This window comes from Amycolatopsis sp. DG1A-15b (genome assembly GCF_030285645.1).
GTDB lineage: Bacteria > Actinomycetota > Actinomycetes > Mycobacteriales > Pseudonocardiaceae > Amycolatopsis.
Genome location: NZ_CP127296.1, coordinates 10046871 through 10071551, shown reverse-complemented (window position 1 = coordinate 10071551; position 24681 = coordinate 10046871). Strand labels below are relative to the sequence as shown.

At 70.8% G+C, this 24681-nt stretch carries 24 protein-coding genes and 1 riboswitch; of the genes, 3 read left to right on the top strand and 21 right to left on the bottom strand.

All coding sequences use genetic code 11. The features are described from left to right. Nucleotides 1–34 precede the first annotated feature (34 nt). From QRY02_RS46830 to QRY02_RS46800, 7 genes are all read right to left on the bottom strand, one after another. Nucleotides 35–1402 (bottom strand): L-serine ammonia-lyase, encoded by a 1368-nt coding sequence (locus QRY02_RS46830; protein WP_285989113.1) that lies wholly within the window; start codon nucleotides 1400–1402, stop codon nucleotides 35–37. Between the two features lie 14 nt (nucleotides 1403–1416). Continuing rightward, on the bottom strand, nucleotides 1417–2418 hold the full coding sequence (lipA, locus tag QRY02_RS46825) for a lipoyl synthase (RefSeq protein ID WP_285989112.1): 1002 nt from the start codon (nucleotides 2416–2418) through the stop codon (nucleotides 1417–1419). Further along, on the bottom strand, nucleotides 2415–3689 hold the full coding sequence (gene glyA / locus QRY02_RS46820) for a serine hydroxymethyltransferase (RefSeq protein WP_285989111.1): 1275 nt from the start codon (nucleotides 3687–3689) through the stop codon (nucleotides 2415–2417). The genes lipA and glyA overlap by 4 nt, the downstream gene beginning before the upstream one ends. Further along, nucleotides 3689–4066, bottom strand: a complete 378-nt coding sequence (gene gcvH, locus QRY02_RS46815) for a glycine cleavage system protein GcvH (protein WP_285989110.1) — start codon at nucleotides 4064–4066, stop codon at nucleotides 3689–3691. The genes glyA and gcvH overlap by 1 nt, the downstream gene beginning before the upstream one ends. 15 nt (nucleotides 4067–4081) lie before the next feature. Next, on the bottom strand, nucleotides 4082–5173 hold the full coding sequence (gene gcvT, locus QRY02_RS46810; protein WP_285989109.1) for a glycine cleavage system aminomethyltransferase GcvT: 1092 nt from the start codon (nucleotides 5171–5173) through the stop codon (nucleotides 4082–4084). 2 nt (nucleotides 5174–5175) lie between these two features. Beyond that, entirely contained in the window at nucleotides 5176–8007 is a 2832-nt protein-coding gene (gene gcvP / locus QRY02_RS46805) for an aminomethyl-transferring glycine dehydrogenase (RefSeq protein ID WP_285994110.1), read from the bottom strand. 140 nt (nucleotides 8008–8147) lie between these two features. After that, nucleotides 8148–8241, bottom strand: a riboswitch (glycine riboswitch). A gap of 54 nt (nucleotides 8242–8295) precedes the next feature. Next, a complete protein-coding gene (locus tag QRY02_RS46800) occupies nucleotides 8296–9612 on the bottom strand; it encodes a helix-turn-helix domain-containing protein (RefSeq protein ID WP_285989108.1) in 1317 nt (438 codons plus the stop codon). A gap of 72 nt (nucleotides 9613–9684) precedes the next feature. Between QRY02_RS46800 and QRY02_RS46795 the strand changes: the two genes are divergently transcribed. Beyond that, nucleotides 9685–9882 (top strand): hypothetical protein, encoded by a 198-nt coding sequence (locus QRY02_RS46795; RefSeq protein WP_285989107.1) that lies wholly within the window; start codon nucleotides 9685–9687, stop codon nucleotides 9880–9882. On the opposite strand, the gene QRY02_RS46790 is transcribed toward QRY02_RS46795, so the two are convergent. From QRY02_RS46790 to QRY02_RS46775, 4 genes are read right to left on the bottom strand one after another with little or no spacing between them, the layout of a single operon-like run. Next, a complete protein-coding gene (locus tag QRY02_RS46790; RefSeq protein WP_285989106.1) occupies nucleotides 9879–10646 on the bottom strand; it encodes a 3-oxoacyl-ACP reductase in 768 nt (255 codons plus the stop codon). The two genes, QRY02_RS46795 and QRY02_RS46790, sit on opposite strands and share 4 nt — an antisense overlap. Beyond that, nucleotides 10646–12010: an aldehyde dehydrogenase family protein gene (locus QRY02_RS46785; protein WP_285989105.1), complete on the bottom strand. Its 1365-nt coding sequence runs from the start codon at nucleotides 12008–12010 to the stop codon at nucleotides 10646–10648. The genes QRY02_RS46790 and QRY02_RS46785 overlap by 1 nt, the downstream gene beginning before the upstream one ends. Further along, a complete protein-coding gene (locus tag QRY02_RS46780) occupies nucleotides 12010–12723 on the bottom strand; it encodes a gamma-glutamyl-gamma-aminobutyrate hydrolase family protein (RefSeq protein ID WP_285989104.1) in 714 nt (237 codons plus the stop codon). The genes QRY02_RS46785 and QRY02_RS46780 overlap by 1 nt, the downstream gene beginning before the upstream one ends. Further along, on the bottom strand, nucleotides 12704–14068 hold the full coding sequence (locus QRY02_RS46775; protein WP_285989103.1) for a glutamine synthetase family protein: 1365 nt from the start codon (nucleotides 14066–14068) through the stop codon (nucleotides 12704–12706). The genes QRY02_RS46780 and QRY02_RS46775 overlap by 20 nt, the downstream gene beginning before the upstream one ends. Before the next feature lie 210 nt (nucleotides 14069–14278). Here QRY02_RS46775 and QRY02_RS46770 point away from each other — a divergent pair, with 210 nt between their 5' ends. Further along, nucleotides 14279–14803 carry a YflT domain-containing protein gene (locus QRY02_RS46770; RefSeq protein WP_285989102.1) on the top strand — a complete coding sequence of 175 codons (525 nt, stop codon included), beginning with the start codon at nucleotides 14279–14281 and terminating at the stop codon, nucleotides 14801–14803. Nucleotides 14804–14947: 144 nt separating this feature from the next. Here the strand turns inward: QRY02_RS46770 and QRY02_RS46765 are convergent, their stop codons facing one another. From QRY02_RS46765 to QRY02_RS46750, 4 genes are all read right to left on the bottom strand, one after another. Next, entirely contained in the window at nucleotides 14948–15910 is a 963-nt protein-coding gene (locus QRY02_RS46765) for an alpha/beta fold hydrolase (RefSeq protein ID WP_285989101.1), read from the bottom strand. A 103-nt stretch (nucleotides 15911–16013) separates the two neighbouring features. Beyond that, complete coding sequence (locus QRY02_RS46760; RefSeq protein WP_285989100.1) at nucleotides 16014–17216, bottom strand: DUF1700 domain-containing protein; 1203 nt, start codon at nucleotides 17214–17216, stop codon at nucleotides 16014–16016. Further along, nucleotides 17213–17536: a PadR family transcriptional regulator gene (locus tag QRY02_RS46755; protein ID WP_285989099.1), complete on the bottom strand. Its 324-nt coding sequence runs from the start codon at nucleotides 17534–17536 to the stop codon at nucleotides 17213–17215. Before QRY02_RS46755 ends, QRY02_RS46760 begins: the two co-directional genes overlap by 4 nt. 86 nt (nucleotides 17537–17622) lie before the next feature. Next, complete coding sequence (locus tag QRY02_RS46750; protein WP_285989098.1) at nucleotides 17623–18069, bottom strand: Lrp/AsnC family transcriptional regulator; 447 nt, start codon at nucleotides 18067–18069, stop codon at nucleotides 17623–17625. Nucleotides 18070–18130: 61 nt separating this feature from the next. Between QRY02_RS46750 and QRY02_RS46745 the strand changes: the two genes are divergently transcribed. Beyond that, nucleotides 18131–19033, top strand: coding sequence for an SMP-30/gluconolactonase/LRE family protein (locus QRY02_RS46745; RefSeq protein WP_285989097.1), 903 nt, complete (start codon nucleotides 18131–18133; stop codon nucleotides 19031–19033). A 101-nt stretch (nucleotides 19034–19134) separates the two neighbouring features. Here QRY02_RS46745 and QRY02_RS46740 read toward each other — a convergent pair whose 3' ends face one another. From QRY02_RS46740 to rnc, 6 genes are all read right to left on the bottom strand, one after another. Continuing rightward, a complete protein-coding gene (locus tag QRY02_RS46740; protein WP_285989096.1) occupies nucleotides 19135–20313 on the bottom strand; it encodes an MAB_1171c family putative transporter in 1179 nt (392 codons plus the stop codon). Continuing rightward, the gene (locus tag QRY02_RS46735) at nucleotides 20310–20876 is read right to left on the bottom strand and encodes a hypothetical protein (protein ID WP_285989095.1); all 567 of its coding nucleotides are present in this window, start codon (nucleotides 20874–20876) and stop codon (nucleotides 20310–20312) included. Before QRY02_RS46735 ends, QRY02_RS46740 begins: the two co-directional genes overlap by 4 nt. 204 nt (nucleotides 20877–21080) lie before the next feature. Further along, entirely contained in the window at nucleotides 21081–21515 is a 435-nt protein-coding gene (locus tag QRY02_RS46730; RefSeq protein ID WP_285989094.1) for a helix-turn-helix domain-containing protein, read from the bottom strand. Between the two features lie 55 nt (nucleotides 21516–21570). Then, nucleotides 21571–22443 carry a bifunctional DNA-formamidopyrimidine glycosylase/DNA-(apurinic or apyrimidinic site) lyase gene (mutM, locus tag QRY02_RS46725; RefSeq protein WP_285989093.1) on the bottom strand — a complete coding sequence of 291 codons (873 nt, stop codon included), beginning with the start codon at nucleotides 22441–22443 and terminating at the stop codon, nucleotides 21571–21573. Nucleotides 22444–22487: 44 nt separating this feature from the next. After that, nucleotides 22488–23843 carry a polysaccharide lyase 6 family protein gene (locus tag QRY02_RS46720; protein WP_285989092.1) on the bottom strand — a complete coding sequence of 452 codons (1356 nt, stop codon included), beginning with the start codon at nucleotides 23841–23843 and terminating at the stop codon, nucleotides 22488–22490. An 88-nt stretch (nucleotides 23844–23931) separates the two neighbouring features. Continuing rightward, a complete protein-coding gene (gene rnc / locus QRY02_RS46715; protein ID WP_285989091.1) occupies nucleotides 23932–24681 on the bottom strand; it encodes a ribonuclease III in 750 nt (249 codons plus the stop codon).

Sequence of the window (24681 nt, the reverse complement as noted above, 5' to 3'; positions counted from 1 at the left end):
CGCGTTCCACCGGACCCTCGGCCGCGGCGAGCGGTCAGCACTCGATGACGTTCACCGCCAGGCCGCCGCGGGCCGTTTCCTTGTACTTCACGCTCATGTCCGCGCCCGTCTCGCGCATCGTCTTGATCGCCTTGTCCAGCGTCACCACGTGGCTTCCGTCGCCGCGCATGGCCATGCGGGCCGCGTGGATCGCCTTCGACGCGCCCACCGCGTTGCGCTCGATGCACGGGATCTGGACCAGGCCGCCCACCGGGTCGCACGTCAGGCCGAGGTGGTGCTCCACGCCGATCTCCGCCGCGTTCTCCACCTGGGCCGGCGAGCCGCCGAGGACTTCGGTCAGGCCCGCCGCCGCCATCGCCGACGCCGAACCGACTTCGCCCTGGCAGCCGACCTCGGCGCCGGAGATCGAGCCCGTCTGCTTGAGGATCGAGCCGATCGCGCCCGCGGTGAGCATGAACTTGACGATGCCGTCATCGGTCGAGTGCCGGATGAAGCGCTGGTAGTAGTGCAGCACCGCCGGGATGATGCCCGCCGCGCCGTTGGTCGGGGCCGTCACCACCCGGCCGCCCGCCGCGTTCTCCTCGTTGACCGCCAGCGCGTACAGGCTGACCCAGTCCATCGCGTACAGCGGGTCGTCCGCGCCGTCCTCGGCCAGCAGCTTTTCGTGCAGGGCCTTCGCGCGCCGCGGGACCTTCAGGCCGCCCGGCAGGACGCCTTCGTGCGTGCAGCCGTTGCGGACGCACTCGGCCATGACCGCCCAGATCGCCAGGAGCCCGTCCCGGACCTCTTCGCGTGAACGCCAGGCGAGCTCGTTCGCCAGCATGATCTCGCTGATCGGCAGCCCCGTCGCCGCGCAGTGCCCGAGCAGGTCCGCGCCCGTGCGGAACGGGTACGGCACCGGTGTCGAGTCCTCGACGAACACCGCGTCCGTCTCGTACGACTCGTCGCGGACGAACCCGCCGCCGACCGAGTAGTACGTCCGTTCGCGCAGCACGGAACCCGAGGCGTCGAACGCGCGGAACACCATGCCGTTCGGGTGCGCGGGCAACGACTTGCGCCGGTGCATGGTGAGGTCGGTGTCCTCGTCGAACGCGATCTCGTGCGTACCGGCCAACCGCAGCCTGCCGGACTCGCGGATCTCGTCGACGCGCACCGGCACGGTGTCGGTGTCGATCTCTTCGGGACGCTCACCGGACAGCCCGAGCAGGACGGCTTTGTCGCTGCCGTGGCCGAACCCGGTCGCCCCGAGCGAGCCGAACAGCTCCGCTTGGACGCGGGAAACCGAGGAGAGGTCCGCGCCGAGTCCGTCCACAAAGGTCAGTGCCGCCCGCATCGGCCCGACGGTGTGCGAGCTCGACGGGCCGATGCCGATGGAAAACAGGTCGAAGACGCTGATCGCCATTGATCCGCCCCTTCCTATCGCGCCAGCAGGGAGCTGGCTTCTTGCGCGGCCGGGCCCTGGTCGGCGAGGTGCCGCAGGTTCTCCGGCAGCTCCTCCCCACGGTAGCCCTTGGTCTGCGCGTAGAGCCGTCCCGCGCGGTACGACGAGCGCACCAGCGGCCCCGCCATCACACCCGCGAAGCCCATCGCTTCCGCGGCGCGAGAGTGCTCGACGAATTCCTCCGGCTTCACCCACCGGTCCACCGGGTGGTGCCGCGGCGAGGGACGCAGGTACTGCGTGATCGTCAAGATCTCACACCCCGCATCGACCAGATCCCGCATCGCCGGCGCCACCTCCTCCGGCGTCTCACCCATCCCGAGAATCAGGTTCGACTTCGTCACCAAACCGGCCGCACGCGCCGCCGTGATGACCTCCAAAGAGCGCGCGTACCGGAATCCCGGGCGAATGCGCTTGAAAATCCGCGGCACCGTCTCCACGTTGTGGGCGAGGACCTCCGGCCGCGAGCCGAACACCTCGGCCAGCTGCGCGGGGTCGGCGTTGAAGTCCGGGATCAGCAACTCGACACCCGTACCCGGGTTCAGCTCGTGGATCTGCCGCACGGTCTCCGCATACAGCCAAGCACCACCATCGGGCAGGTCATCCCGGGCAACACCGGTGACCGTCGAATACCGCAACCCCATCGCCTGCACCGACTCCGCGACCTTCCGCGGCTCGGTGCGGTCCAGCTCCGCAGGCTTCCCGGTGTCGATCTGACAGAAATCACACCGCCGCGTGCACTGGTCCCCACCGATCAGGAACGTGGCCTCACGGTCCTCCCAGCACTCATAAATGTTCGGGCAGCCGGCCTCTTCACACACCGTATGAAGACCTTCGCGGCGAACCAGACCCTTGAGCTCGGTGAACTCCGGCCCCATCCGCACCCGCGTCTTGATCCACGGCGGCTTCTTCTCGATCGGCGTCTCACTGTTGCGAACCTCGAGACGCAACAGCTTCCGGCCCTCGGGTAGCGCGCTCATCGCGCGAGGTCCGCGTACAGCGGGTGCTTCTTCGCCAGGGTCTCGACGCGGTCGCGGAGCTTCGCACGCACGGCGTCGTCGAAGTCCGGCTTGAGCGCCTCGGCGATGACGTCGGCGACCTCGGCGAAGTCGTCCGCCTGGAAACCGCGGGTGGCCAGCGCCGGCGTGCCGATCCGCAGGCCCGACGTGATCATCGGCGGCCGCGGGTCGAACGGGACGGCGTTGCGGTTGACCGTGATGCCGACCTCGTGCAGCCGGTCCTCGGCCTGCTGGCCGTCCAGCGCGGACTGGACGAGGTCGACCAGCACCAGGTGGACGTCGGTGCCACCGGTCAGCACTCGCACGCCCGCCGAAGCGCAGTCCTCCTGCGACAGCCGGGACGCCAGGATCCGCGAGCCCTCCAGGGTGCGCTGCTGGCGCTCCTTGAACTCCTCGCTCGCGGCGATCTTCAGCGCGACGGCCTTGGCCGCGATGACGTGCTCGAGCGGCCCGCCCTGCTGGCCGGGGAACACCGCCGAGTTGATCTTCTTCGCCAGCTCCTCGCGGCAGAGGATGAGCCCGCCGCGGGGGCCGCCGAGGGTCTTGTGCGTGGTCGTGGTGACGATGTCGGCGTGCGGCACGGGCGACGGGTGCAGCCCGGCCGCGACCAGCCCGGCGAAGTGCGCCATGTCCACCATCAGCTTCGCGCCGACCTTGTCCGCGATGCGGCGGAACTCGGCGAAGTCGAGCTGACGCGGGTACGCGGACCAGCCGGCGATGATCAGCTTCGGCTCGTGCTCGACGGCCAGGCGTTCGATCTCGGCGAGGTCGACGATCCCGGTCTCTTTGTCGACGTGGTAGGCGACTACGTTGTAGAGCTTGCCCGAGAAGTTGATCTTCATCCCGTGCGTCAGGTGACCGCCGTGCGCGAGGTCGAGGCCGAGGATCGTGTCGCCCGGCTTGAGCACGGCGAACATCGCGGCCGCGTTGGCCTGCGCGCCCGAGTGCGGCTGGACGTTGGCGTGCTCGGCGCCGAAGAGGGCCTTCGCGCGGTCGATCGCGAGCTGCTCGACGACGTCGACGTGCTCACAGCCGCCGTAGTAGCGGCGGCCCGGGTAGCCCTCGGCGTACTTGTTGGTCAGCACCGAACCCTGTGCCTCGAGCACGCCCACCGGGGCGAAGTTCTCGGAGGCGATCATCTCCAGGGTGGACTGCTGGCGGGTGAGCTCGTCCGCGACGGCCGCGGCGACCTCGGGGTCGACTTCGGACAGGTGCTGGTCGAACGTCGACATCAGTTCTCCTGGGTGAGCTGGGCGTACGCGGCGGCGTCGAGCAGGTCCGGCACGTCCCCGGTCAGACGCACCTTCAGGAGCCATCCTTCGGTGTACGGGTCGGAGTTGATGACCTCGGGGGTGTCCGATGTGGTGCCGTTCACCTCGACGACCTCGCCGGAGACCGGCGCGTACAGCTCGCTGACCGACTTGGTCGACTCGACCTCGCCGAACACCTCGCCCGCGGTGATGTTCGAGCCGGCCTCGGGCAGCTGGACGAACACGATGTCACCGAGCGACTCGGCGGCGAAGGCGGTGATGCCGACGGTGGCGATGCCGTCCTCGACCTTCAGCCACTCGTGTTCCTTCGTGTACTGCAGGTTCTCGGGGATGCTCACAGTTCAGACAGTCCTTTACGCGCGGGAGTAGAAGGGCAGGGCGACGACCTCGACAGGCTCGATCCTGCCCCGGATGTCGACGGAGAGCTCGGTGCCGGGCTCGGCGTACGCCCGATCGACGTACGCCATGGCGATCGGGTAACCCAGCGTCGGCGACAGCGCGCCGCTGGTGACCTCGCCGATCTCGGTGCCGTCGGCCAGCACCGCGTAGCCGTGCCGCGGCGCGCGGCGACCGGCGCCTTTGAGCCCGACGCGCACGCGCGGGACGTCCGCCTCGGACCGCTCCTCCAGCGCGGCGCGGCCGACGAAGTCACCCGGCTTCTCGAACTTGACCACGCGGCCGAGCCCGGCTTCGAACGGGCTCTGCCCGACGGTGAGTTCGTTGCCGTACAACGGCATCCCGGCTTCCAGCCGCAGCGTGTCGCGGCAGGCCAGACCCGTTGGGACCAGGCCGTGCGGCTCCCCCGCCTCCAGGAGCAGCCGCCACAACGCCGGTGCCTCGTCCGCGTCGACGAACAGCTCGAAGCCGTCTTCGCCGGTGTAGCCGGTGCGGGCGAGCAGGACGTCGTGGCCCTTCACCGAGGCCGGGACGCTGGCGTAGTACTTCAGGGCGTCCAGGTCGGCGTCGGTCACGGCGCTCAGGATCTCGACGGCTTTCGGGCCCTGGACGGCGATCAGCGCGGTCGTCTCGCTGCGGTCGTCCACCACGGCGTCGAAACCCGCGACCCGCTCTTGCAGGGCGTCCGCGACGACCTGCGCGTTGCCCGCGTTCGCGACGACCAGGTAGTGCTCGTCGGCCAGCCGGTAGACGACCAGGTCGTCGAGCACGCCGCCCTCGGCGTTGCAGATCATCGTGTACCGCGCCCGGCCCGGCTTGACCCCGGTGAGGTTGCCGACCAGCGCGAAGTCCAGGACGTCCGCCGCCTGCTTGCCGGTGACGTGGATTTCGGCCATGTGCGAAAGGTCGAACAGCCCGGCCGCCTCGCGGACGGCCTTGTGCTCGGCCAGCTCGCTGGCGTAGCGGACCGGCATCGACCAGCCGGCGAAGTCGGTGAACAGCGCACCGAGTCCCTTGTGGACTCCGTGCAGGGAGGTCTCTTTGGACACTGTCAGCCTTCGTAAGCGTTGAGGGGCGGGCAGGAGCACACGAGGTTGCGGTCGCCGCGGGCGCCGTCGATGCGGCGCACCGGGGGCCAGTACTTGTTCTTCCGCGAAACACCCGCCGGGTACACGGCGAGTTCGCGGTCGTAGGCCTTGTCCCACTCCCCGACCAGCGTCTCGGCGGTGTGCGGAGCGCCCCGCAGCGGCGACTCCTCGGCGGTCCAGCGACCGGCAGCCACCTCGTCGATCTCGGCACGGATCGCGATCATCGCGGCGATGAACCGGTCGATCTCGCCCAGGTCCTCGGACTCGGTCGGCTCGACCATCAGCGTGCCCGCGACCGGGAACGACATCGTCGGCGCGTGGAAGCCGTAGTCGATGAGCCGCTTGGCGACGTCGTCGACCGTCACGCCGGTTTCCTTGGTGAGCTGGCGCAGGTCGAGGATGCACTCGTGCGCCACCAGGCCGTCCTGGCCCGTGTAGAGCACCGGGTAGTGCGGCGCCAGGCGCGAAGCTACGTAGTTCGCGGCCAGCACGGCGACCTTCGTGGCCGCGGTCAGGCCGGGCGCGCCCATCATCCGGACGTAGGCCCAGGAGATCGGCAGGATCGACGCCGAGCCGTACGGCGCGCCGCTGATCGGGCCGACGCCGGTCTCCGGGCCCGCGGCGTCGAGCAGCGGGTGGTTGGGCAGGTACGGCGCGAGGTGCGCGCGCACCGCGACCGGGCCGACACCCGGGCCGCCACCGCCGTGCGGGATGCAGAAGGTCTTGTGCAGGTTCAGGTGCGAGACGTCGCCGCCGAACTCGCCCGGCTTGGCCAGGCCGAGCAGGGCGTTGAGGTTCGCGCCGTCCACGTACACCTGGCCGCCGCCGTCGTGGACGATCTTCGCCAGCTCGTCGATGTCGTGCTCGTACACGCCGTGCGTGGACGGGTAGGTGACCATGATCGCGGCGAGCGTGTCCTGGTGCGCGTCCACCTTGGACCGCAGGTCGGCCAGGTCGACGTTGCCCTCGTCGGTGCACTTGACGACGACCACGCGCATCCCGGCGAGCACCGCGGACGCGGCGTTGGTGCCGTGCGCCGACGACGGGATCAGGCAGACGTCACGGGCCTCGTCGCCGTTCGCGCGGTGGTAAGCGCGGATCGCGAGGAGGCCGGCGAGCTCGCCCTGGCTGCCCGCGTTCGGCTGGAGCGACACCTTGTCGTAGCCGGTGACCTCGGCCAGCCAGTCCGCGAGCTGCCCCACGAGCGTGTGGTACCCCGAAGCGTCCTCGGCGGGCGCGAACGGGTGGATGCCGGCGAACTCTCGCCAGCTGATCGGCTCCATCTCGGTGGTGGCGTTGAGCTTCATCGTGCAGGAGCCGAGCGGGATCATGCCGCGGTCGAGCGCGTAGTCCTGGTCGGACAGCCGGCGCAGGTAGCGCAGCATCGCCGTCTCGGAGCGGTGGGTGCCGAAGACCTCGTGGCCCATGAAGCCGCTCTCGCGGGCCAGGCCGTTCGGCAGGGCGACGCCGTCTTCGACGTCCGCCTCGATGCCGAACGCACGCAGCACCTTCGCGGTGATGGCGGGGGTGCTGACCTCGTCGAAGGCGACGCGGACGTGGTCGGCGTCGACGTGGCCGAGGTTGACGCCGGCCTCGCGGGCGGCGGCGTGGACCTCGGCGGCCCGGCCCGGCACACGCGCGAGGACGGTGTCGAAGAAGGACTCGTGCACGACCTCGACGCCGGTTTTGCGCAGGGTCTCGGCGAAGCCCGCGGCGAGGCCGTGGACGCGCTGGGCGATCTTCTTCAGGCCGTCCGGGCCGTGGTAGACCGCGTACATCGCGGCCAGCACGGCCGGCAGGACCTGCGCGGTGCAGATGTTCGACGTCGCCTTCTCGCGGCGGATGTGCTGCTCACGGGTCTGCAGCGCGAGTCGGTAGGCGGAGTTGCCGTCGGCGTCGACCGAGACGCCGACCAGGCGCCCGGGCAGCGACCGCTCGAGGCCGGAGCGGACCGACATGTACCCGGCGTGCGGGCCGCCGTAGCCGAGCGGGACGCCGAAGCGCTGGGTCGAGCCCGCGGCGACGTCGGCGCCGAACTCGCCGGGCGCGGTGATCAGGGTGAGCGCGAGGAGGTCGGCGGCGACGGTGAACAGCGCGCCCGCGGCCTTCGCCGACTCGGAAATCGCGTGGTGGAAGCCGCGGCCGCGCAGCACGCCGGACGCGCCGGGGTACTGGACGACGACGCCGAAGAACTCCTCCGGCAGGCCGGTCAGCAGGTCGCGGACCTCGACCTCGATGCCCAGGGCCTCGACCCGGGTCCGCACGACGGCGATGGTCTGCGGCAGGCACTCGGCGTCGAGCACGACCTTGTTCGACTTGGACTTCGACGCGCGGCGCATCAGCGTGACGGCTTCGGCGACGGCGGTCGACTCGTCGAGCAGGGACGCGTTCGCGGTGGCCAGGCCGGTCAGGTCGGCGACCATCGTCTGGAAGTTGAGCAGCGCTTCGAGGCGGCCCTGGGAGATCTCCGGCTGGTAGGGCGTGTACGCGGTGTACCAGGCCGGGTTCTCGAGGACGTTGCGGCGGATCACGCCGGGGGTGACCGTGTCGGAGTAGCCGAGGCCGATCATCTGCGTCATCGGCCGGTTGCGCGCGGCGAGGGCGCGCAGCTCCGCGGTGGCGTCCTCTTCGGACGCGGCGGGCGGCAGCCGCAGGTCGGCGGTGGCGCGGATGGCGCTCGGGACGGCGGCGCCGACGAGGGCGTCCAGGCTGCCGTAGCCGCACTCGGCGAGCATCTTCGCGCGTTCGGCCTCGGACGGGCCGATGTGGCGGGCGTCGAACTGCGTGGAAGTGATCGGGAGCTCCTCGGGCCGGGCACCGGACAGAACGGTGCGCTGGGAACTCCCCCTCTGTCATGGCACCTGAGAGTTTCACCGTGTGCGACACGGCTTTCACCTTGGGTGAGGCGCGGGTGCGCCTGCTTTCCAGAGTGGCCTCGCACGAAGCGGTAGCGGATACCTGAGAGATTCCGGGGAGTTTGCTCCTTCGGTGCCCCACTGAGTTCGTGAGGGCTCTCCCGCCTCGGCTCGACGGCCCGATCTGCAGTTGTGGCGGCTACGGTACCCGGCGCTTCCGGGAGACGTCTACTTCACCCGGCCAACACCACAGTGATCTCGACCGCCGCCCCGGTGCACCACCTTCCCGGCAAGGGCCGGTGGGCGCCGCACCCTCCCCGAGGGCAGGACCAGGCGTTTCAACGGGCCGCCGAGCGGGACCGGGGGCAGGCCCGCGCCCAGCAGGACCTGCTCGACGATCTGCTCGGCGTGCCACGCCACCGAGTCGTTGAGCCGGTCCAGGGAGGGGCGGTCGCCGTCGAAGACGTCGGCGTCGTCCAGGGTCACCTCGAAGTACGCGCAGCCCGGCGGGACCGCGATCGCCTCCTCGATCGCGCGCGCGCCCTCGAGAGGGTCCGCGAACCCCGCTTCGAGCAGCGGCTCGCGGTAAATACGCGCTGCCCGCTCGCGCATGCGGGGGCCGTAGCGGACCACGACCGGGAGCCGTCCGGTCAGGTCCGGCAAGGCCAGGCCGTGCAGCAGCATGATCGGCGGTACCGAGTGCACCAGCCGGGGTGCGGGTCCGGCCAGCTCGCGGGCGGTGATCCGGACCCGGTCTTCCATCGCGTCGGGGAGGCCGAAGTAGCGGAAGTCGACATTGCCGAACCCGAGGCCGTCGGCGACCAGCGAGGCCAGCAGCTCGCCGTAGCCCCAGATCGGCGACAGCACGACCACCGGCGGCGCGGCGACGACCGGCGACGGCACGGGCGGGCGGGTCGCCTCCTGCTCGGGCACCTGGATGACCAGCCGGGGCGGCTCGTGCCAGTCGTGCACCTCGGCGACCCGCCAGTACAGCCCGAGCGGCCGCCAAAGCTCGCCGAGGACCTCGTGCTCGATGATGCGGCGCACCTCGGCGTCGTCGTGGGGGAAGTCCCGCGGCGGCACGATCCCGACGTAGTGGTGGTAGGTGACGCGGACCTCGTCGCCGCGGGTGGCCGAGCGGATCCGCATCTCCCAGTCGATCGGCGACGCCGCGATGGCGTTGGCCACCTGCGTGCCGGGCGAGGAGTAGACGAGCGCGGTCGCCTGCCGGAGGAACTGCCCGGCCCGGTCGATGCCTTCCCGCAGGGCCTTCGCCGCCTGAGCGACGTGCACCGGGCTCGCGAGCGAGTCGGGCAGCACACCCGCGACGCGCAGGAGCTCGGCTTCGCTCAGTCCGGTGACCTCGGCGAGCTGGGCCCAGTGGTCGAACACCGTCACCTTCGGCGCGTGCCGGTGCTCGATCCAGCTGCGCAGCGTCGACGTCGGGACGCCGATGCGCCGCGCGGCCTCGTCCAGGGAGAGACCGCGGGAGCGGATGCCAGCCCGGACCGCTTCCGCCCACTCGCCGGCGCGCCAGTGCGTCACCTCACAAAGCTAACGAAACCCGCTAGCTTTGCGCAGGGACGACCCGCCCACGGCGCTCCGACGCTGGTCACCATGACCACCACCATCATCGCCCTGACCCTGATCGTCGGCGTGCTGACCTTCGCCGCCGGCGCCTTCCTCGCCTCGGAAATCGCCGTCCGCGTGCTGCGCCGCCGCGAAAAGCTGGTCTCCGAAGAGCGGAAGAAGCTCAACGCCGCCTGGAGCTACCTGCGGGAGGTCTACGGCGTCAAGAAACCGACGAAGCGTTAGATCGGGGTGACGTACGCGCCGGAGATGCCACCGTCGACCAGGAACTGCGACGCCGTGATGAAGCTGGCGTCGTCGCTGGCCAGGAAGGCGACCGCGGCCGCGATCTCCTCCGGCTCGGCGAAGCGGCCCACCGGCACGTGGACCAGGCGCCGCGCCGCGCGTTCCGGGTCCTTGGCGAACAGCTCCTTGAGCAGCGGGGTGTTCACCGGTCCCGGGCACAGCGCGTTGACGCGGATGTTCTCCCGCGCGAACTGCACCCCGAGCTCGCGGCTCATCGCGAGCACGCCCCCCTTGGACGCGGTGTAGGAGATCTGCGAGGTCGCCGCGCCCATCACCGCCACGAACGACGCCGTGTTGATGATCGAGCCCTTGCCCTGGCGCTGCATGTGCGGCAGGACGGCCTTGCAGCAGTGGTACACCGACGTCAGGTTGACGCGCTGCACGCGGTCCCACGCCTCGATGCCGGTGGTGAGGATCGAGTCGTCCTCCGGCGGCGAGATGCCGGCGTTGTTGAAGGCGACGTCGACCGAGCCGAACTGCTCCACCGTACTGTGGAACAGGTTCTCGACCTGCTCGGCGTCGGTGACGTCGGTCTGGATGAACGCGCCGCCGATCTCGTCGGCGGCCGCCTTGCCCTCGGCCGGCGTGAGGTCCGCGATGACGACCTTCGCGCCTTCGCTCGCCAGGCGCCGGGCCGAGGCGAGCCCGATGCCGCTCGCGCCGCCGGTGATGACCGCGACGCGGCCTTCGAAACGCTGGACCATTACTCCTCCGTGCTCAGAAAGACGTTCTTGGTTTCGGTGAACGCCGCGGCGGCGTCCGGGCCGAGCTCGCGGCCGAGGCCGGACTGCTTGAAGCCGCCGAACGGCGTCCAGTAGCGCACCGACGAGTGCGAGTTCACCGAGAGGTTGCCGGCTTCGACACCGCGCGCCACGCGGAACGCGCGGCCGGCGTGGCGGGTCCAGATCGACCCGGACAGGCCGTACTCGGTCGCGTTGGCCATCCGGATCGCGTCGGCCTCCTCCGCGAACGGCACGACGGCGACGACCGGGCCGAAGACTTCCTCCGCTACAGCGGGGTGCCGCAGGTCGGGCGGGGTGAGGACGGTCGGCGGGAACCAGAAGCCGCGGCCCTCCGGCGCGGTGCCACGGAACGCGACGGGCGCGTCGTCCGGCACGTAGGAGGCGACCTTCTCCCGGTGCGCGGCCGAGATCAGCGGGCCCATCTCGGTCTTCTCGTCGCCGGGGTCGCCCACGACGACGCCGTGCACCGCGGGCTCCAGCAGCTCCATGAAGCGGTCGTACGCGCTCGCCTGCACCAGGATCAGCGACCGCGCGCAGCAGTCCTGGCCCGCGTTGTCGAAGACGCCGTAGGGCGCGGTCGCCGCGGCCTTCTCCAGGTCTGAGTCGGCGAAGACGATGTTGGCGTTCTTGCCGCCGAGCTCCAGCGTCACCCGCTTCACCTGCGCCGCGCAGCCCGCCATGATCTGCTTGCCGACCTCGGTGGAGCCGGTGAAGACGACCTTTCGCACGGCCGGGTGGTCAACGAACCGTTGTCCCACCACGGACCCCTTGCCGGGCAGCACCTGGAAGACGTCCTCCGGGATGCCCGCCTCACGTGCAAGCTCGGCCAGCCGGATCGCGGTCAGCGGCGTCAGCTCGGCGGGCTTGAGGACGACGGTGTTGCCGGCGGCGAGCGCGGGCGCGAACCCCCAGCCGGCGATCGGCATCGGGAAGTTCCACGGCACGATCACCCCGACCACGCCCAGTGGCTCCTGGAAGGTGACGTTGATGCCGCCCGGCACCGGGATCTGCTTGCCGATCAGGCGTTCCGGCGCCGCGGAGTAGTAGTCGAGGACGTCGCGGACGTTGCCCGCCTCCCAGCGGGCGTTGCCGATGGTGTGCCCGGAGTTCTCGACCTCCAGCCGCGCGAGGTGCTCGATGTCGGCCTCGACGGCGTCGGCGAAGCGGCGCAGCAGCCGCGCGCGGTCGCCGGGGGTGACGTCGCGCCACGCCGGGAACGCCGCGTGCGCGCGGGCGATCGCCGCGTCGGTCTCCTCGGCGCTGGTCAGCGCGACCGTCCGCACCACCTCTTCGGTGGCGGGGTTCCGGACGTCGAACGTGGTCATCACTTCTCCTTGCTCGCGTCGACGAGAGCCTGGAACAGCCGGACGTCGTCGCTGTCCTGCTCGGGGTGCCACTGGACGCCCAGGGTGAATTCGCCCGGCACCTCCGCGGCTTCGATCGTGCCGTCGGCCGCCCACCCGACGGCCTCCAGGCCGGCGCCGAGCCGGTCGATCGCCTGGTGGTGGTAGCACAGGGTCTTGGTCTCGGGCCCGAGGATCGCCGCCGCACGGCTGCCTTCGGCCAGCGTGACCGTGCCCCGGCCGAAGGTCGCGGGCGCCGGTTGGTGTTCGGTTGTGTGCGCGCTTTCGGGCAGGTGCTGGGCCAGGGTGCCGCCGAGGGCGACGCTCATCACCTGCAGGCCGCGGCACACGCCGAGCACCGGCTTGCCCGCCTTGCGCGCGGCTTCGAACAGGCCGAACTCGAAGGCGTCCCGCTCCGGCCGGACGTAGGTGGCCGGGTGCGGCTCCCGGCCGTAGCGCTCCGGCTCGACGTCGGCCCCACCGGTGAGCACCAGGCCGTCCACAGTGGACATCAGCCGGCCGTACCCGTCGGACACCGGCGGGAGCAGCACCGGGAGGCCGCCCGCCGCGACGACGCAGTCGACGTAGACCCGGTGCAGCAGCACGGCCTCGGTGTCCCAGACCAGGAACTTCGCGGGTTCGAGGTAGCTGGTGAGGCCGATGACGGGCCGGTGGTCAGAGGCGCTCGAAGCCACGGATCAGCTCCCAGTCGGTGACGGCGGCGTTGTAGGCGTCCACCTCGATCTTCGCCGCGTTCAGGTAGTGCTCGACGACGTCTTCGCCGAACGCCTCGCGCGCCAGCTCACTCTCGGCGAGCGCGGCGGCGGCTTCGGGGAGCGTGGTCGGGACGGTGCCCAGGCCGGAGTCGTAGGCGTTGCCGGTGAACGGCTCTTCGAGCTCCAGCTCGTTCTCGATGCCGTGGAGCCCGGCGGCGATGAGCGCGGCCACGGCGAGGTACGGGTTGACGTCCCCGCCCGGCACCCGGTTCTCCACGCGCAGCGACTCGCCGTGCCCGACGACGCGCAGCGCGCAGGTGCGGTTGTCGGTGCCCCAGGCGATCGCGGTCGGCGCGAAGCTGCCGGGCACGAACCGCTTGTAGGAGTTGACGTTCGGCGCGAAGAAGTAGGTCAGCTCGTGCAGCCCGGCGAGCTGGCCGGCGAGGAAGTGCTCCATCAGCTTCGAGAAGCCGTGCTCGCTGTCCCCGGCCAGCACCGCGCGGCCCTCGGTGGAGCGCAGGCTGATGTGGATGTGGCAGGAGTTGCCCTCGCGCTCGTTGTACTTCGCCATGAAGGTGAGGCTCTTGCCCTCCTGCGCGGCGATCTCCTTGGCGCCGTTCTTGTAGACGCTGTGGTTGTCGCACGTGCTGAGGGCATCGGTGTAGCGGAAGGCGATCTCCTGCTGGCCGGGGTTGCACTCGCCCTTGGCCGACTCGGGGTAGAGCCCGGCGCCCGCCATGTCGTTGCGGATGCGGCGCAGCAGCGGCTCCAGCCGCGCGGTGCCGAGCATCGAGTAGTCGACGTTGTACTGGTTGGCGGGCTTGAGGCCGTGGTAGCGCTTGTCCCAGGCGGCCTCGTAGGTGTCGTCGAAGACGATGAACTCGAGCTCGGTGCCGACGAAGGCGGCGAGCCCGCGTTCGGCGAGGCGGTCGAGCTGGCCGCGCAGGATCTGGCGCGGCGACACCGAGACCGGGCCGCCCTGCACGCGTTCGACGTCGGCCAGGACCAGCGCGGTGCCCTCGTGCCACGGGATCTCCCGCAGCGTCTCGAGGTCGGGGCGCAGCACGAAGTCGCCGTACCCGCTGTCCCAGGAGGAGAGCGCGTACCCGCCGACGGTGTTCATGTCGACGTCGACGGCGAGCAGGTAGTTGCAGGCCTCGGTGGCGTGGCCGACGACCTCGTCCAGGAAGTACTCGGCCGAGCAGCGCTTGCCCTGCAGCCTGCCCTGCATGTCGGTGAGCGCGACGAGCACCGTGTCGATCGTGCCCGCGTCCACGCGCGCCCGGAGTTCGTCGAGCGTGAGCATGCCTCGCCTGCGTGCCATCGTCGCCCCAAAGGTTTGGTATGAATCCTTTGCCGGTCCTTCCTACCCGGTGAGGTAGGCTGGGTCAACCCGAGAAAAGGTATTTTTCTGAGCCATTGCACTCGTGGCTGGATTGTCCGGGTTGCCCGGCTGAGAAGAGCCTGTGAATTCGCCCGTCCGGGAGGAAACCGGGGTCCCCGCACGTTGTACGGGGCAAGAGAGGTGAGATCGATGACCACAGCATTCACGCAGCAGAGCACGATCGGACAGCAGCAGGCCCGGCCCCAGCTGCCGACCCTGCCCACCGGCTGGCCGATCGGTTCGTACGAGTCCTACGAGCAGGCCCAGCGCGCGGTCGACCACCTCGCGGGCACCGACTTCCCCGTCACCGACGTCACGATCGTGGGCGTGGAGCCACTGCTCGTCGAGCGGGTCGCCGGCAAGATGTCGTGGAGCAAGGTCCTGGGCAGCGCGGCGACGTCCGGCGCGATGTTCGGCCTGTTCCTCGGCCTGATGCTCAGCCTGCTCAACCCGGGTGCCGGCCTGGTCCCGATCGTGATCGGCCTGGTCGCCGGGCTCGGGTTCAACCTGCTCTTCGGCGCGCTGGGCTACGCGGTGAACCGGAACAAGCGCGGGTTCATTTCGCAGAGCCAGCTGGTCGCCCGCCGCTACGACGTCCTGTCCCAGCCGCGCAACGCCGAGAAGGGCCGCGCGCTGCTGGCCGACCTCGCGGCGCGCAGCGCGTTCGGCCGCTGACGCCCGTCGACCGGAAGGCCGTCTCCCCCGGGAGGCGGCCTTCGCCATGTCCGGGGACAACCTCGCCGCCGCGCCTGGGGACAACCCCGCCGGCCACCCCGGAAACTGTCGGTGCCCGCCGGTAGCGTGGAAAACGGGGGCTGCTCAGGTGCCCGACGACACCGCCGGCACGTCCGGCAACCCCGCCGTCCCGGGCGCTTCCGCCGGACGGCCCGCACGCAGCAGCTCCCCCCACCGCGCCCGGTCGTACCGGGCCGGCGGGGTCTCCGCCAGGAAGTCCCGCAGGATCTCCAGGAACCGCTTCGGATCCGACCGGTGCGGGAAGTGGCCCGCGCCCTCGAAGAGGACCAGCCTGCTGCCCGGCATCGCCCGGTGCGCGCGCAGCGCGTGGCCGCTCGGCACCACCCTGTCCTCCGTGCCCCACACCAGCAGCGTCGGGATGCCTCCGGTCAGGTAGCACCGGTCCAGCATGTTGACCACCTGCCCGCGCCAGTCGACGACCGAGCGCAGCGTCCGCAGGAACGCCGAGCGCGTGCCCGGCTCGACCAGCCGCGCGTACCGGGTCAGCACGTAGTCGAGGTCCGCGTCGTCGAAGACCCGCAGCAGCCCGGCGAACCCGCGCAGCGCCGCCACCGCGGGCGGCGTCCCCAGCAGCGGCAGCACCAGCCCCGCCCCCGGCGCCGCGGCCAGGCGCAGCAGCGGGTGGACACCCACCCCGACCCCACCCGAGCCGACCAGCACGAGCCGTTCGCACCGTTCCGGGAACTGGTAGGCGAACTGCATGGCGACGCCGCCGCCGAGCGAGTGCCCGACCACCGTCACCCGGTCGACGTCGAGGGTGGTCAGCAGGTCGCGCATGCCGCACGCGTAGGCCGCGACCGAGTAGTCCGCGCGCGGCTTGGCCGAAGAGCCGTGGCCCAGCAGGTCGGGCGCGATCACCGTGAAATCGGCCGACAGCGATGCCAGCAGGTCCAGCCAGGTCGACGAGTCGTCGCCGATGCCGTGCAGGAAGAGCAGGGCCGGCCCGCGCCCGCCCATCCGGTAGGCGCGCTCGTACCCGTGGACGACCCGGGTGCGCGGGGCGAAACTGTCCGTGGGTGGTGTCATTCGCCCAGCTCAGCACGCTCGCGTTCGCCCGGCGTTTCGAGCGCGTTCGGAACGGGTGAACGCCAGGAGCGGCCCCGACCTCCGCTCCTGGCGTTCGTTCCCCCTACCTCGTCGGCGTCGGCGAGGCCGGCGCGGACGAAGACGTCGACGGCACCGTCACGTTCGGGATCGCGGCACTGAACGGCACGCCCCCGAGTTCACGGCAGGCGCCGCGGTAACCGTTGTAGCCGTTGTAGTTGCCCTGGTCGTCGGTGACACCCTGCTCGATCTTCGGCCGTGGGAACCGGTTGTCCTCACCGATCTTCTGCCTGCTGCCGCTCGCGCGCTCGCAGCCGTAGCGGGTCAGCGTGAGCGGCCTTCCGTCCTCGTCGTAGAGGTAGACCTCCGTCAGCGGCTTACCTTCGGCGTCGAAGGCGTAGACGTTTTCGATTTCGTGGCCGCCGTAGGTCAGCTGGTCGTTGCCGTAGTGGTCGGACGACGACTGGTAGTACGACGGCGGGCTCGAGGAACTCCCGCGGGCGAAGAGGTCGATCGCGGCACCGAAGCCGCCCAGCGCGCCACCGATGACGAACGCCGAGATCGGCACGGCCACCCACAGCAGCCGCCGGTCGGTGCGCACCCGCGGGCCCGCCCACAGGGCCGCGACGGCCGCGAGGATCAGGAACGGCAGCAGCAGAACCGCGCTCCGGTGCCGCAGCATGAACAGCAGCCCGAACGCGACCAGCGCGACCGCGCACAGCACCCACCACGCCGGCTTGAGCGAACCGAGGTAGCGCAGGAACTTGCCGGCGTCCTCCTGCTCGCGTCCCTTGGCCATGGTGGTGCGCAGCCAGGCGACCTCCGGCAGCGCCAGCACCGGCTCGACCCCGCCGCGCAGCAGCAGCACCAGGCTGACCACGAACACCGGCGCGAACAGCAGCAGGCCGACGAACACGTCGGGGTCGACGGTGACGGCGGCGCCGAACGCGAGCAGCGCGAGCGCCAGCGCGCAGAACACCAGGCCCCACAACGCGATCCGCGGTTTCACCAGGCTGGGCGCGGCTGTGGTGGTGAGCACCTGCGTGGCGCCCTCCCCCGGCGCCGGGTACCCGCCGGACGCGCGCAGCTCGGCGGCGTAGCTCTCCGGTGAGCCGAGCCGTTCGATCAGCGCCTCGACGCGGGCGCCCTCCCCCAGCTCGGCCTCCAGTTCCGCCAGGTGCGGGCGGACGTCCTCGAGGATCTCTTCGATCTCGCTCGCGGGCAGGTCGGCGAGCGCGGTACGGACCCGCGCCAGATACACCCGCACGGCGGTCGGCTTGTCGCTCATGCTGCCTCTCCCAAAAGCCCGTTCATCGTCGATGCGAAGTTCTGCCACGTCTTGCCCGACTCCGCGAGGCGCGCCCGGCCCGGCTCGTTCAGGCTGTAGTACTTGCGGTGGGGACCCTCTTCGCTGGGCACGACGTACGAGGTCAGCAGGCCGGCCTTGTACAGCCTGCGCAAAGTCCCGTACACCGACGCGTCCCCCACCTCGTCCAGGCCTGCGGCCCGGAGTCTCCTCAGTACGTCGTACCCGTAGCCGTCTTCGTCGCGGAGCACCGCGAGGACGGCGAGATCGAGTACGCCCTTGAGCAGCTGACTGATCTCCACTGCACCCTCCAGTCTTACGCTTGGGAAGGTACCACGCATTGCGTAGTAGTGTGCACGGCGGAGGGTCCTCGGCGTGGCGGTGCCGATCAGCCCCGGGTGTCCACCGGCCGCTCGAAGAAGGATTCGAGGACCACGATCGTCTGCGTGCCGGTGACGCCGTCGATCGCGAAGAGCCGGCGCAGCGACGCCTGGAGGTCCTCGGTCGTCGCCGTGCGCACCTTGACCAGCAGCGACGCCGGGCCGGCGATGACGTGGGCCTCGACGACTTCGGGCAGCGCTTCGAGGGCTTCGCGCACCGGGCGGTCACCCATCCAGGCGTTCGCTTCGACGAGCACGAAGGCCGCGACGCCGCGGCCGACGGCGGCCGGGTCGACGTCCACGGTGGTCCGCCGGATGACGTCCTGGTCCCGGAGCTTGCGCACCCGCTCGTGGGCGGCGCCGGCGGAGAGCCCGACGGCCTTGCCGAGGGCGGCGTACGCCTGCGTGGCGTCGCGCTGGAGTTCATTGAGCAGAATGCGATCCACTTCATCCACGCCTTGACCATATCAGGTTCGGTCATCCATGCTTTTGGCAGAATTTCATGAGGAGTGAGTGATGGACCTGATCAAGACGGACTTCCAGCTGCTGGACGAGCGGTTCGCGCGCGTCAACGGCGACGAGTGGACGCAGCGCCTGCACACCGGCTGCCGCTGGACGGAGGGGCCGGCGTACTTCCCGGCCGGCCGCTACCTGGTGTTCAGCGACATCCCGAACGACCGCACGCTGCGCTGGGACGAGACGACGGGCCGGGTCGGTGTGTTCCGTCAGCCGTCCGGGTACGCGAACGGCCACACGGTGGACCGCCAGGGCCGGCTGATCAGCTGCGAGCAGGGTCCCCGCCGCGTGACGCGCACCGAGCACGACGGCTCGATCACGGTGCTGGCGTCGGAGTACCGGGGAAAGCGGCTGAACAGCCCCAACGACGTGGTCGAGCACTCCGACGGGTCAATCTGGTTCACCGACCCGAGTTACGGAATCGACAGCGATTACGAGGGGTACCGGGCCGAGAGCGAGATCGGCGCCTGCCACGTGTACCGGGCGGCCCCGGACGGCTCGGTGACGATCGTCGCGGACGACTTCAGCCGGCCGAACGGCCTGGCGTTTTCGGCGGACGAGTCGCGGTTGTACATCGCGGACACGCGCCAGGACCCGAGCCACATCAGGGTGTTTTCCGTCGCCGGCAACGAAAAGCTGACCGGCGGCGAGATCTTCGCCACGAGCGACAGCGGCGGCTTCGACGGAGTGAGGGTGGACAGCGAGGGCCAGGTCTGGGCGGCGGCACACGACGGTCTGCACTGTTTTGCCGCGGACGGAACGAGGATCGGCAAGCTGCGGATCCCGGAGGTGTGTTCGAACTTCACGTTCGGCGGAGCCAGGGGGAACGAACTGTTCATCACGGCATCGAGCTCGCTGTACACCCTGAGGGTGACGGTGAACGGCGCCCGCTACCCGCGCTGAGCCGGGCGCGCCGCCTGCGGGCCGGGCGTGGCGAGCGTTGCCGGGCGCGGTCACGTGGGGGCGATTGCCGCGCGGTGCCCCGATCCTGTGGCGGCGGCGGTTCAGCCGGGCGTGGCCGCCTCGACCCGCTCCACCACCGCGTCGCGGCGGCGCCAGGCTCGGCTCACCTGGACCAGCCAGGCCGCCTCGGTGGCCACGTCCGCTTCCGTGTCCGGTCCGGCCGGCTGGTCGGGCTCGCGGGCGAAGCGGCGGCCCGCGCGGCCCGCCTCGATCGCCGCGGCCAGGGTCACCGCTTCCACCGTCGCCGCCACCTCTGCCTCGCGGACTCCCGCGCGGCGCGCCGCCGCCTCCGCCCGGGCCGGGAGGTCCGGGTCGAAGTGGGCCCGGAGCGCCAGGTGGCCGTCGCGGATTTCGATGACCCTGCGGTACAGCGCGAACTCCGCGCCGCCCGCCAGTTCGCGGCCCGGGTCGAGGGCGATGCCCGGGACCGCCGTGCGCAACGCCGTCCACAGCGGCTCGATGCGGCGGTACGCCCGGTACGCCCGGACCCGGCCGACCACCGACGACACCGCCGGCGACCACGCGCTGAGCGTTGCCCCCGCCGTCACGAACCCGATCGTCACGGCCGCGAGCACCGATGACGGCAGGTCCTCGCGGGCACCGATCCGCCCCGTCCACGCCAGCTGCAGGACGTCGTCGACGTCCCAGAACGTCCACGCCGCCGCCGCGCCCACGCCGACGACCAGCAGCCACAGCCCGGTGCGCAGCGGTCCCGGCTCGGCTTGCCACGCGCTGCGGACGAACACCGCGAACAGCAGGCCGAGGCTGATCAGGCTGTACACCAGGAACAGCACCTTGTCGCCGACGGCGAACGGCAGGCCGGCGTCCGAAAAGACCGTGTCGTCGCCCACGCGCCGCGGTCCGGAAAGCGCGAAGCACGCCGCGAGCAGCACCATGGTCGCCGCGGTGAACAGCGCGTGCGGTGCGAGCCGGGCGCCTTCGCCACGCCACACCGACTGCGTGAAGGCGACGGCGAACCCGATCGCGCCCAGCTTCAGCTCGTCGCCGGCCAGGCTCAGGATCCACTCGGCCACCGGGCCCGGGCCGGCGAGGGCCGACATCGCCGGCGTCAGCACGAGGATGCCGCCGGCGATGCAGATGCCGAAGCCGGCGAGGAACCACATCGTGCGCACCGGCTGGCTGCGGCGTGCCTCGATCAGCTTGTAGCCGAACCCGGCGAAGCCCGCCGTGCAGAGGTAGTAGGCGACGGTTTCGATCACGGCGTGCGGCGGCCGAACAGGGAATCGAAGCGCCGCACGCCTTCCGGGAGGGCGGGCGCGGGTTCGCGCGGCTCCGCGGGCCGGACGACGCGCTGGGCGAGCAGGCTCGCGACGAGTTCGGCTTCGCGCTCCTCGACCTCCGAGTAGGTGGTGCGCCCGAGCACGCGCCGGACGAGCTCGGGCGAGAGGTTCGGCATGAGCTGCCGTCCGGCGGCGGCGTCGATGGCGACGCTGTCGGCACCGGCAGTGTGGCCATCGGAGCCGACGTGCCCGCACAGCAGGTGCCCGACCTCGTGCAGCAGGATGTGCCGCCGGTGCAGCGCGGTCGTGTTGGTCGGGTAGAGGATGTAGTCGGCGCGTTCGGTGCTCATCAGCAACCCGCACGGCGCGCCTTCGGGAGCGCTGACCGGCATGAGTTCGATGGGGCGTCCCCGCTCGGCGGCCAGGCCCGCGACGAAGTCCTCGGCATCGAACGGTTCGGGCAGGTTGACGCCATCGGCGACCTGACGGGCCCGCTGCCACAGCGAGCGGGCCGGTCGCCGCCGCCACCATGGTCGCGCCACCTCAGCCCTCCTTCACCACGCCGCGGACGGTTCCAGCCGGATCAACGCGGCAGAGCGCCCGTGGTTGCGCGAGCGCCGAAAATCCCCCGCGCGGACGCGGAAGGAGCTGCCCCGCAGACGGCTCGGCGGCCGGAACGACGATTCGCGACGATACCCGGCACGCCCGAGCCACGGCCCGCGGAGGTGAGGCAAAATCCGCCTCCCTCAGCTCTCCTTCTTCGGACCGCCGCGGCCGGCCTCGCGCCGGGCGATCGCGTCGATCATGTCGCTGATCGTGTCCAGGCCGTCCGAGGACAACGTCACCGCGCGCAACGCCAGATCCCTGACCCCCGCGTCACGCAGTGCACCCAGCAGGGCCAGCTCCTCCGCGATCTTCCGGCTCTGCTCGTCGTCGAAGAAGTACGCCGGGGGGACCCCGAAGAACTGGGCCAGTGCCTCGAGGTGCCGCTTGGTCGGGTTGTCGCGGCGGCCCGTGCGCAGCTGCCACAAGTACGTCGTCGAAAAGCTCTCGCCCGTTGCTTCGCGGCAGGCCTTGGCGACCTCTTCGTTGCTGTACGGCTCCCGATCGGGCCTGCGGACCACGTGGAACAGCCGGTCGACCTTGTCGGCCAGCGTCGACTTTCCGGGCTCCTTGACCACGATGCACTCCCTCAGCTACCAGGCATATTCATCCTAGCTGAAAGGCAAACCTCCGTTATCTACCCGAGTTCGCCCTCGGCCGCGGCTGGCACCGCGGGCACGAGAACGACGAACGGTTCATGAACGGCTCCCGCCGGATCGCCGTGCCGCACCGGTGGCACGGCAGCCCCTCCTGGCCGTACGCGTCCAGCGACCGGTCGAAGTACCCCGACTGCCCGTTGACGTTCACGTACAGCGCGTCGAACGACGTTCCGCCCGCGCCCAGCGCCGCGTTCATCACGTCCGACGCCGCGGACAGCAGTTCTCGCCCTTTCGCGAGGGTCAGCTTTTCGGTCGGGCGAGCCCAGTGCAGGCGAGCGCGCCACAAGGCTTCGTCCGCGTAGATGTTGCCGATGCCCGACACGAGCGTCTGGTCGAGCAGCGCCCGCTTGACCTCGGTGCGCCGCGACCGCAGCGCGCGCACCGCCGCGTCGAGGTCGAACTCCGGGTCCATCGGGTCGCGGGCGATGTGCGCGATCGTGTCCGGGAGCAGGACGTCGCCGCCGACATCACTGAGGTCGTCGAGCGCCAGGCCGCCGAACGTCCGCTGGTCGACGAACCGCAGCTCCGGCCCGTCGTCGGCGAAGCGCAGGCGCACCCGCAGGTGCTTCTCGTCCGGCGCGCCCTCCGGCTGGACGAGCATCTGCCCGCTCATGCCGAGGTGGGCCAGCAGCGCCTCCTTGTCCGACAGCTCCAGCCACAGGTACTTGCCCCGGCGCCGCGCCGCCTCGACACGGGTGCCGGCGAGCCGCTGCGTGAAGTCCTCCGCCCCCAGGGCGTGCCGGCGGATGGCGCGCGGGTGCAGGACCTCCGCCTCGCGGATGGTCCGCCCCGCGACGTGCGCCTGCAGGCCCAGGCGGACGACTTCGACCTCGGGAAGTTCGGGCATGCGGCCATTGTGCCCGGCGGGTACGACACTTTCCGGAAAGGCACCTACGGGGCGGTGGGTCCGACGTCCGCCTTCGTCAGCGGAACCCGCGTCGCACCCGACGCGAAGTACTCGTCGGCGCCGACGTCGAACGTGCCCGCGCGGGCCTGCAGGTCGAAGTCCTTCGCCGCGTACGGATACGACCCCACGCCCGCGTCGATCGCCGGGCTCGCCGACGTCAGCCGGTAGAGCCCGGCGGCGTCCTTGGCCAGCTTCGGGTCGACGTTGCGCGACGGAACCCCCGCCGTCCCGCCGAAGGTGATGTTGCCCTCGTACTTGACCGTCGAACCGCTCGGCAGCGTCACCAGCGTCCCCGAAGTGCCCTTGACGATGTTGTCCGCGACCACGCAGTCCTTCGGCTTGAAGTTCCCGCCGTCGCCGTCGATCACCGACGAGCTGCCCAGCACCGTGTTGTACGCGACCGTGACCCGGTCCGGCCGGTCGTGCAGCTTGCTCGCCGGGCCGCTGTCGGCTTCGTCGCCGGAGCCGAAGACGATGGCGCGGTCACCGGAATTCGCCACGTAGTTGCCGACGATCCTGTGGTCGTTGCCGTGGAACCGGATACCGGAACCGAACAGGACGTTGCCCTCGACGGTGCTGCGGTTGCCGTGGCGCAGCACGATGTAGCCCCTGCTGTCGCGGATCGTGTTGTACCGCACCACGTTGTCGGACGACTTGACGGAAATCGCTTCGCTGTCGCCGTCGGCCTTCTCGAAGAGGTTGTTCTCGATCAGCGCGTTCGCGGTGTACGACTGGCGGTCGCTCAGCCCGAGCCGGATCGACTCGCCGCCGTTCGAGCCGGCGAACTGGTGGTTGTAGAAGTAGTTGTGGTGCACGTGGACGTGCTTCGCCATGGCGCCGGACGGCCCGAGGATCTGCAGGAACACGCCCTGGCTGGTGCGGTTCTGGAAGACGTTGCGGTCGACGACGGTGTCGTCGCCGCCGACCGTGACCCAGTTGCCGTCGGTCGTGAGCTGGAAGTCGTTGCGGGTCAGGCGGTTGCCCGACGCGCCGGCCGGGACGCTCAGCGACGCGCCGCCCCGGAACTTGAACCCGCGCAGCACGACGTTCGAGACGCCGCCGGCGAAGGCGAAGGTCTTCGAGCCGGTGATGGTGGCCTGTCCGGTGTGCTCGGCGGCGATCGTCACGGGCGCCGAGGCGGTGCCGGACCGCTTGATCGACAGCGTCGAGCCCGCGGAATAGTTCCCGTCGGCGAGCGCGATCGTGTCACCGGGGTTCGCCTTGTCCATTGCGGACTGCAGCGCCGTAAGCGAAGTGACGCGGACCTGCGCGGCCGAGGCCGCCGGGCCGGGCACGACGACGAGCGCCGCGGCGACCAGGGGTACGAAGAACAGACGCATCCGCCCAACCTCTCCATCGAGTACGCGCGGCGGATGATCACCACGCTACGGAGAGGAGGGCGGCGCCGTCAACGGGAGTTCCCGCTGATCAGGACTCCGGTTCGGCTTTCTTCTGCGCCTCGAGTTCGGCGGACAGCGAGCGCCAGGCCGTCTCGGCGGCCTTCTGCTCGGCTTCCTTCTTCGTCGACCCGGCGCCGTGGCCGAGGGGACGGCCCGCGACGAGCACCGTGGCCGTGAACTCCTTGCGGTGGTCCGGTCCGGTGTCCTCGACCTTGTACTCGGGCACGCCGAGACCGGCCGACGCGGTCAGCTCCTGCAGGCTCGTCTTCCAGTCGAGCCCGGCCCCGCGCAGGGGCGCTTCGGCGAGCAGGCCGTCGAAGAGGTGGTGGACGAGCTTGCGCGCGATCTCGATGCCGTGTTCGAGGTACACGGCGCCGATCACGGCCTCCAGCCCGTCGGCGAGGATGCTCGCCTTGTCCCGCCCGCCGGTGAGCTCTTCGCCCTTGCCGAGCAGCAGGTGCGCCCCGAGCCCGCCCTCGCCGAGCCCGCGCGCCACCCGCGCCAGTGCGTGCATGTTGACGACGCTGGCGCGAAGCTTCGCGAGCTGACCTTCGGGCAGGTCGGGATGCGTGTTGTACAGGTGATCGGTGACGACGAGGCCGAGCACGGCGTCACCGAGGAATTCCAGCCGCTCGTTCGGCGGCAGCCCCCCGTTTTCGTACGCGTACGAACGGTGGGTCAGCGACAGCCGAAGCAGCTCGGGGTCGAGGATGACCCCGAGCGCTTCGAGCAACGGCGCCGGATCGGCTGGTGGTCCCCCGGGCGTCTTGCCCCCCAT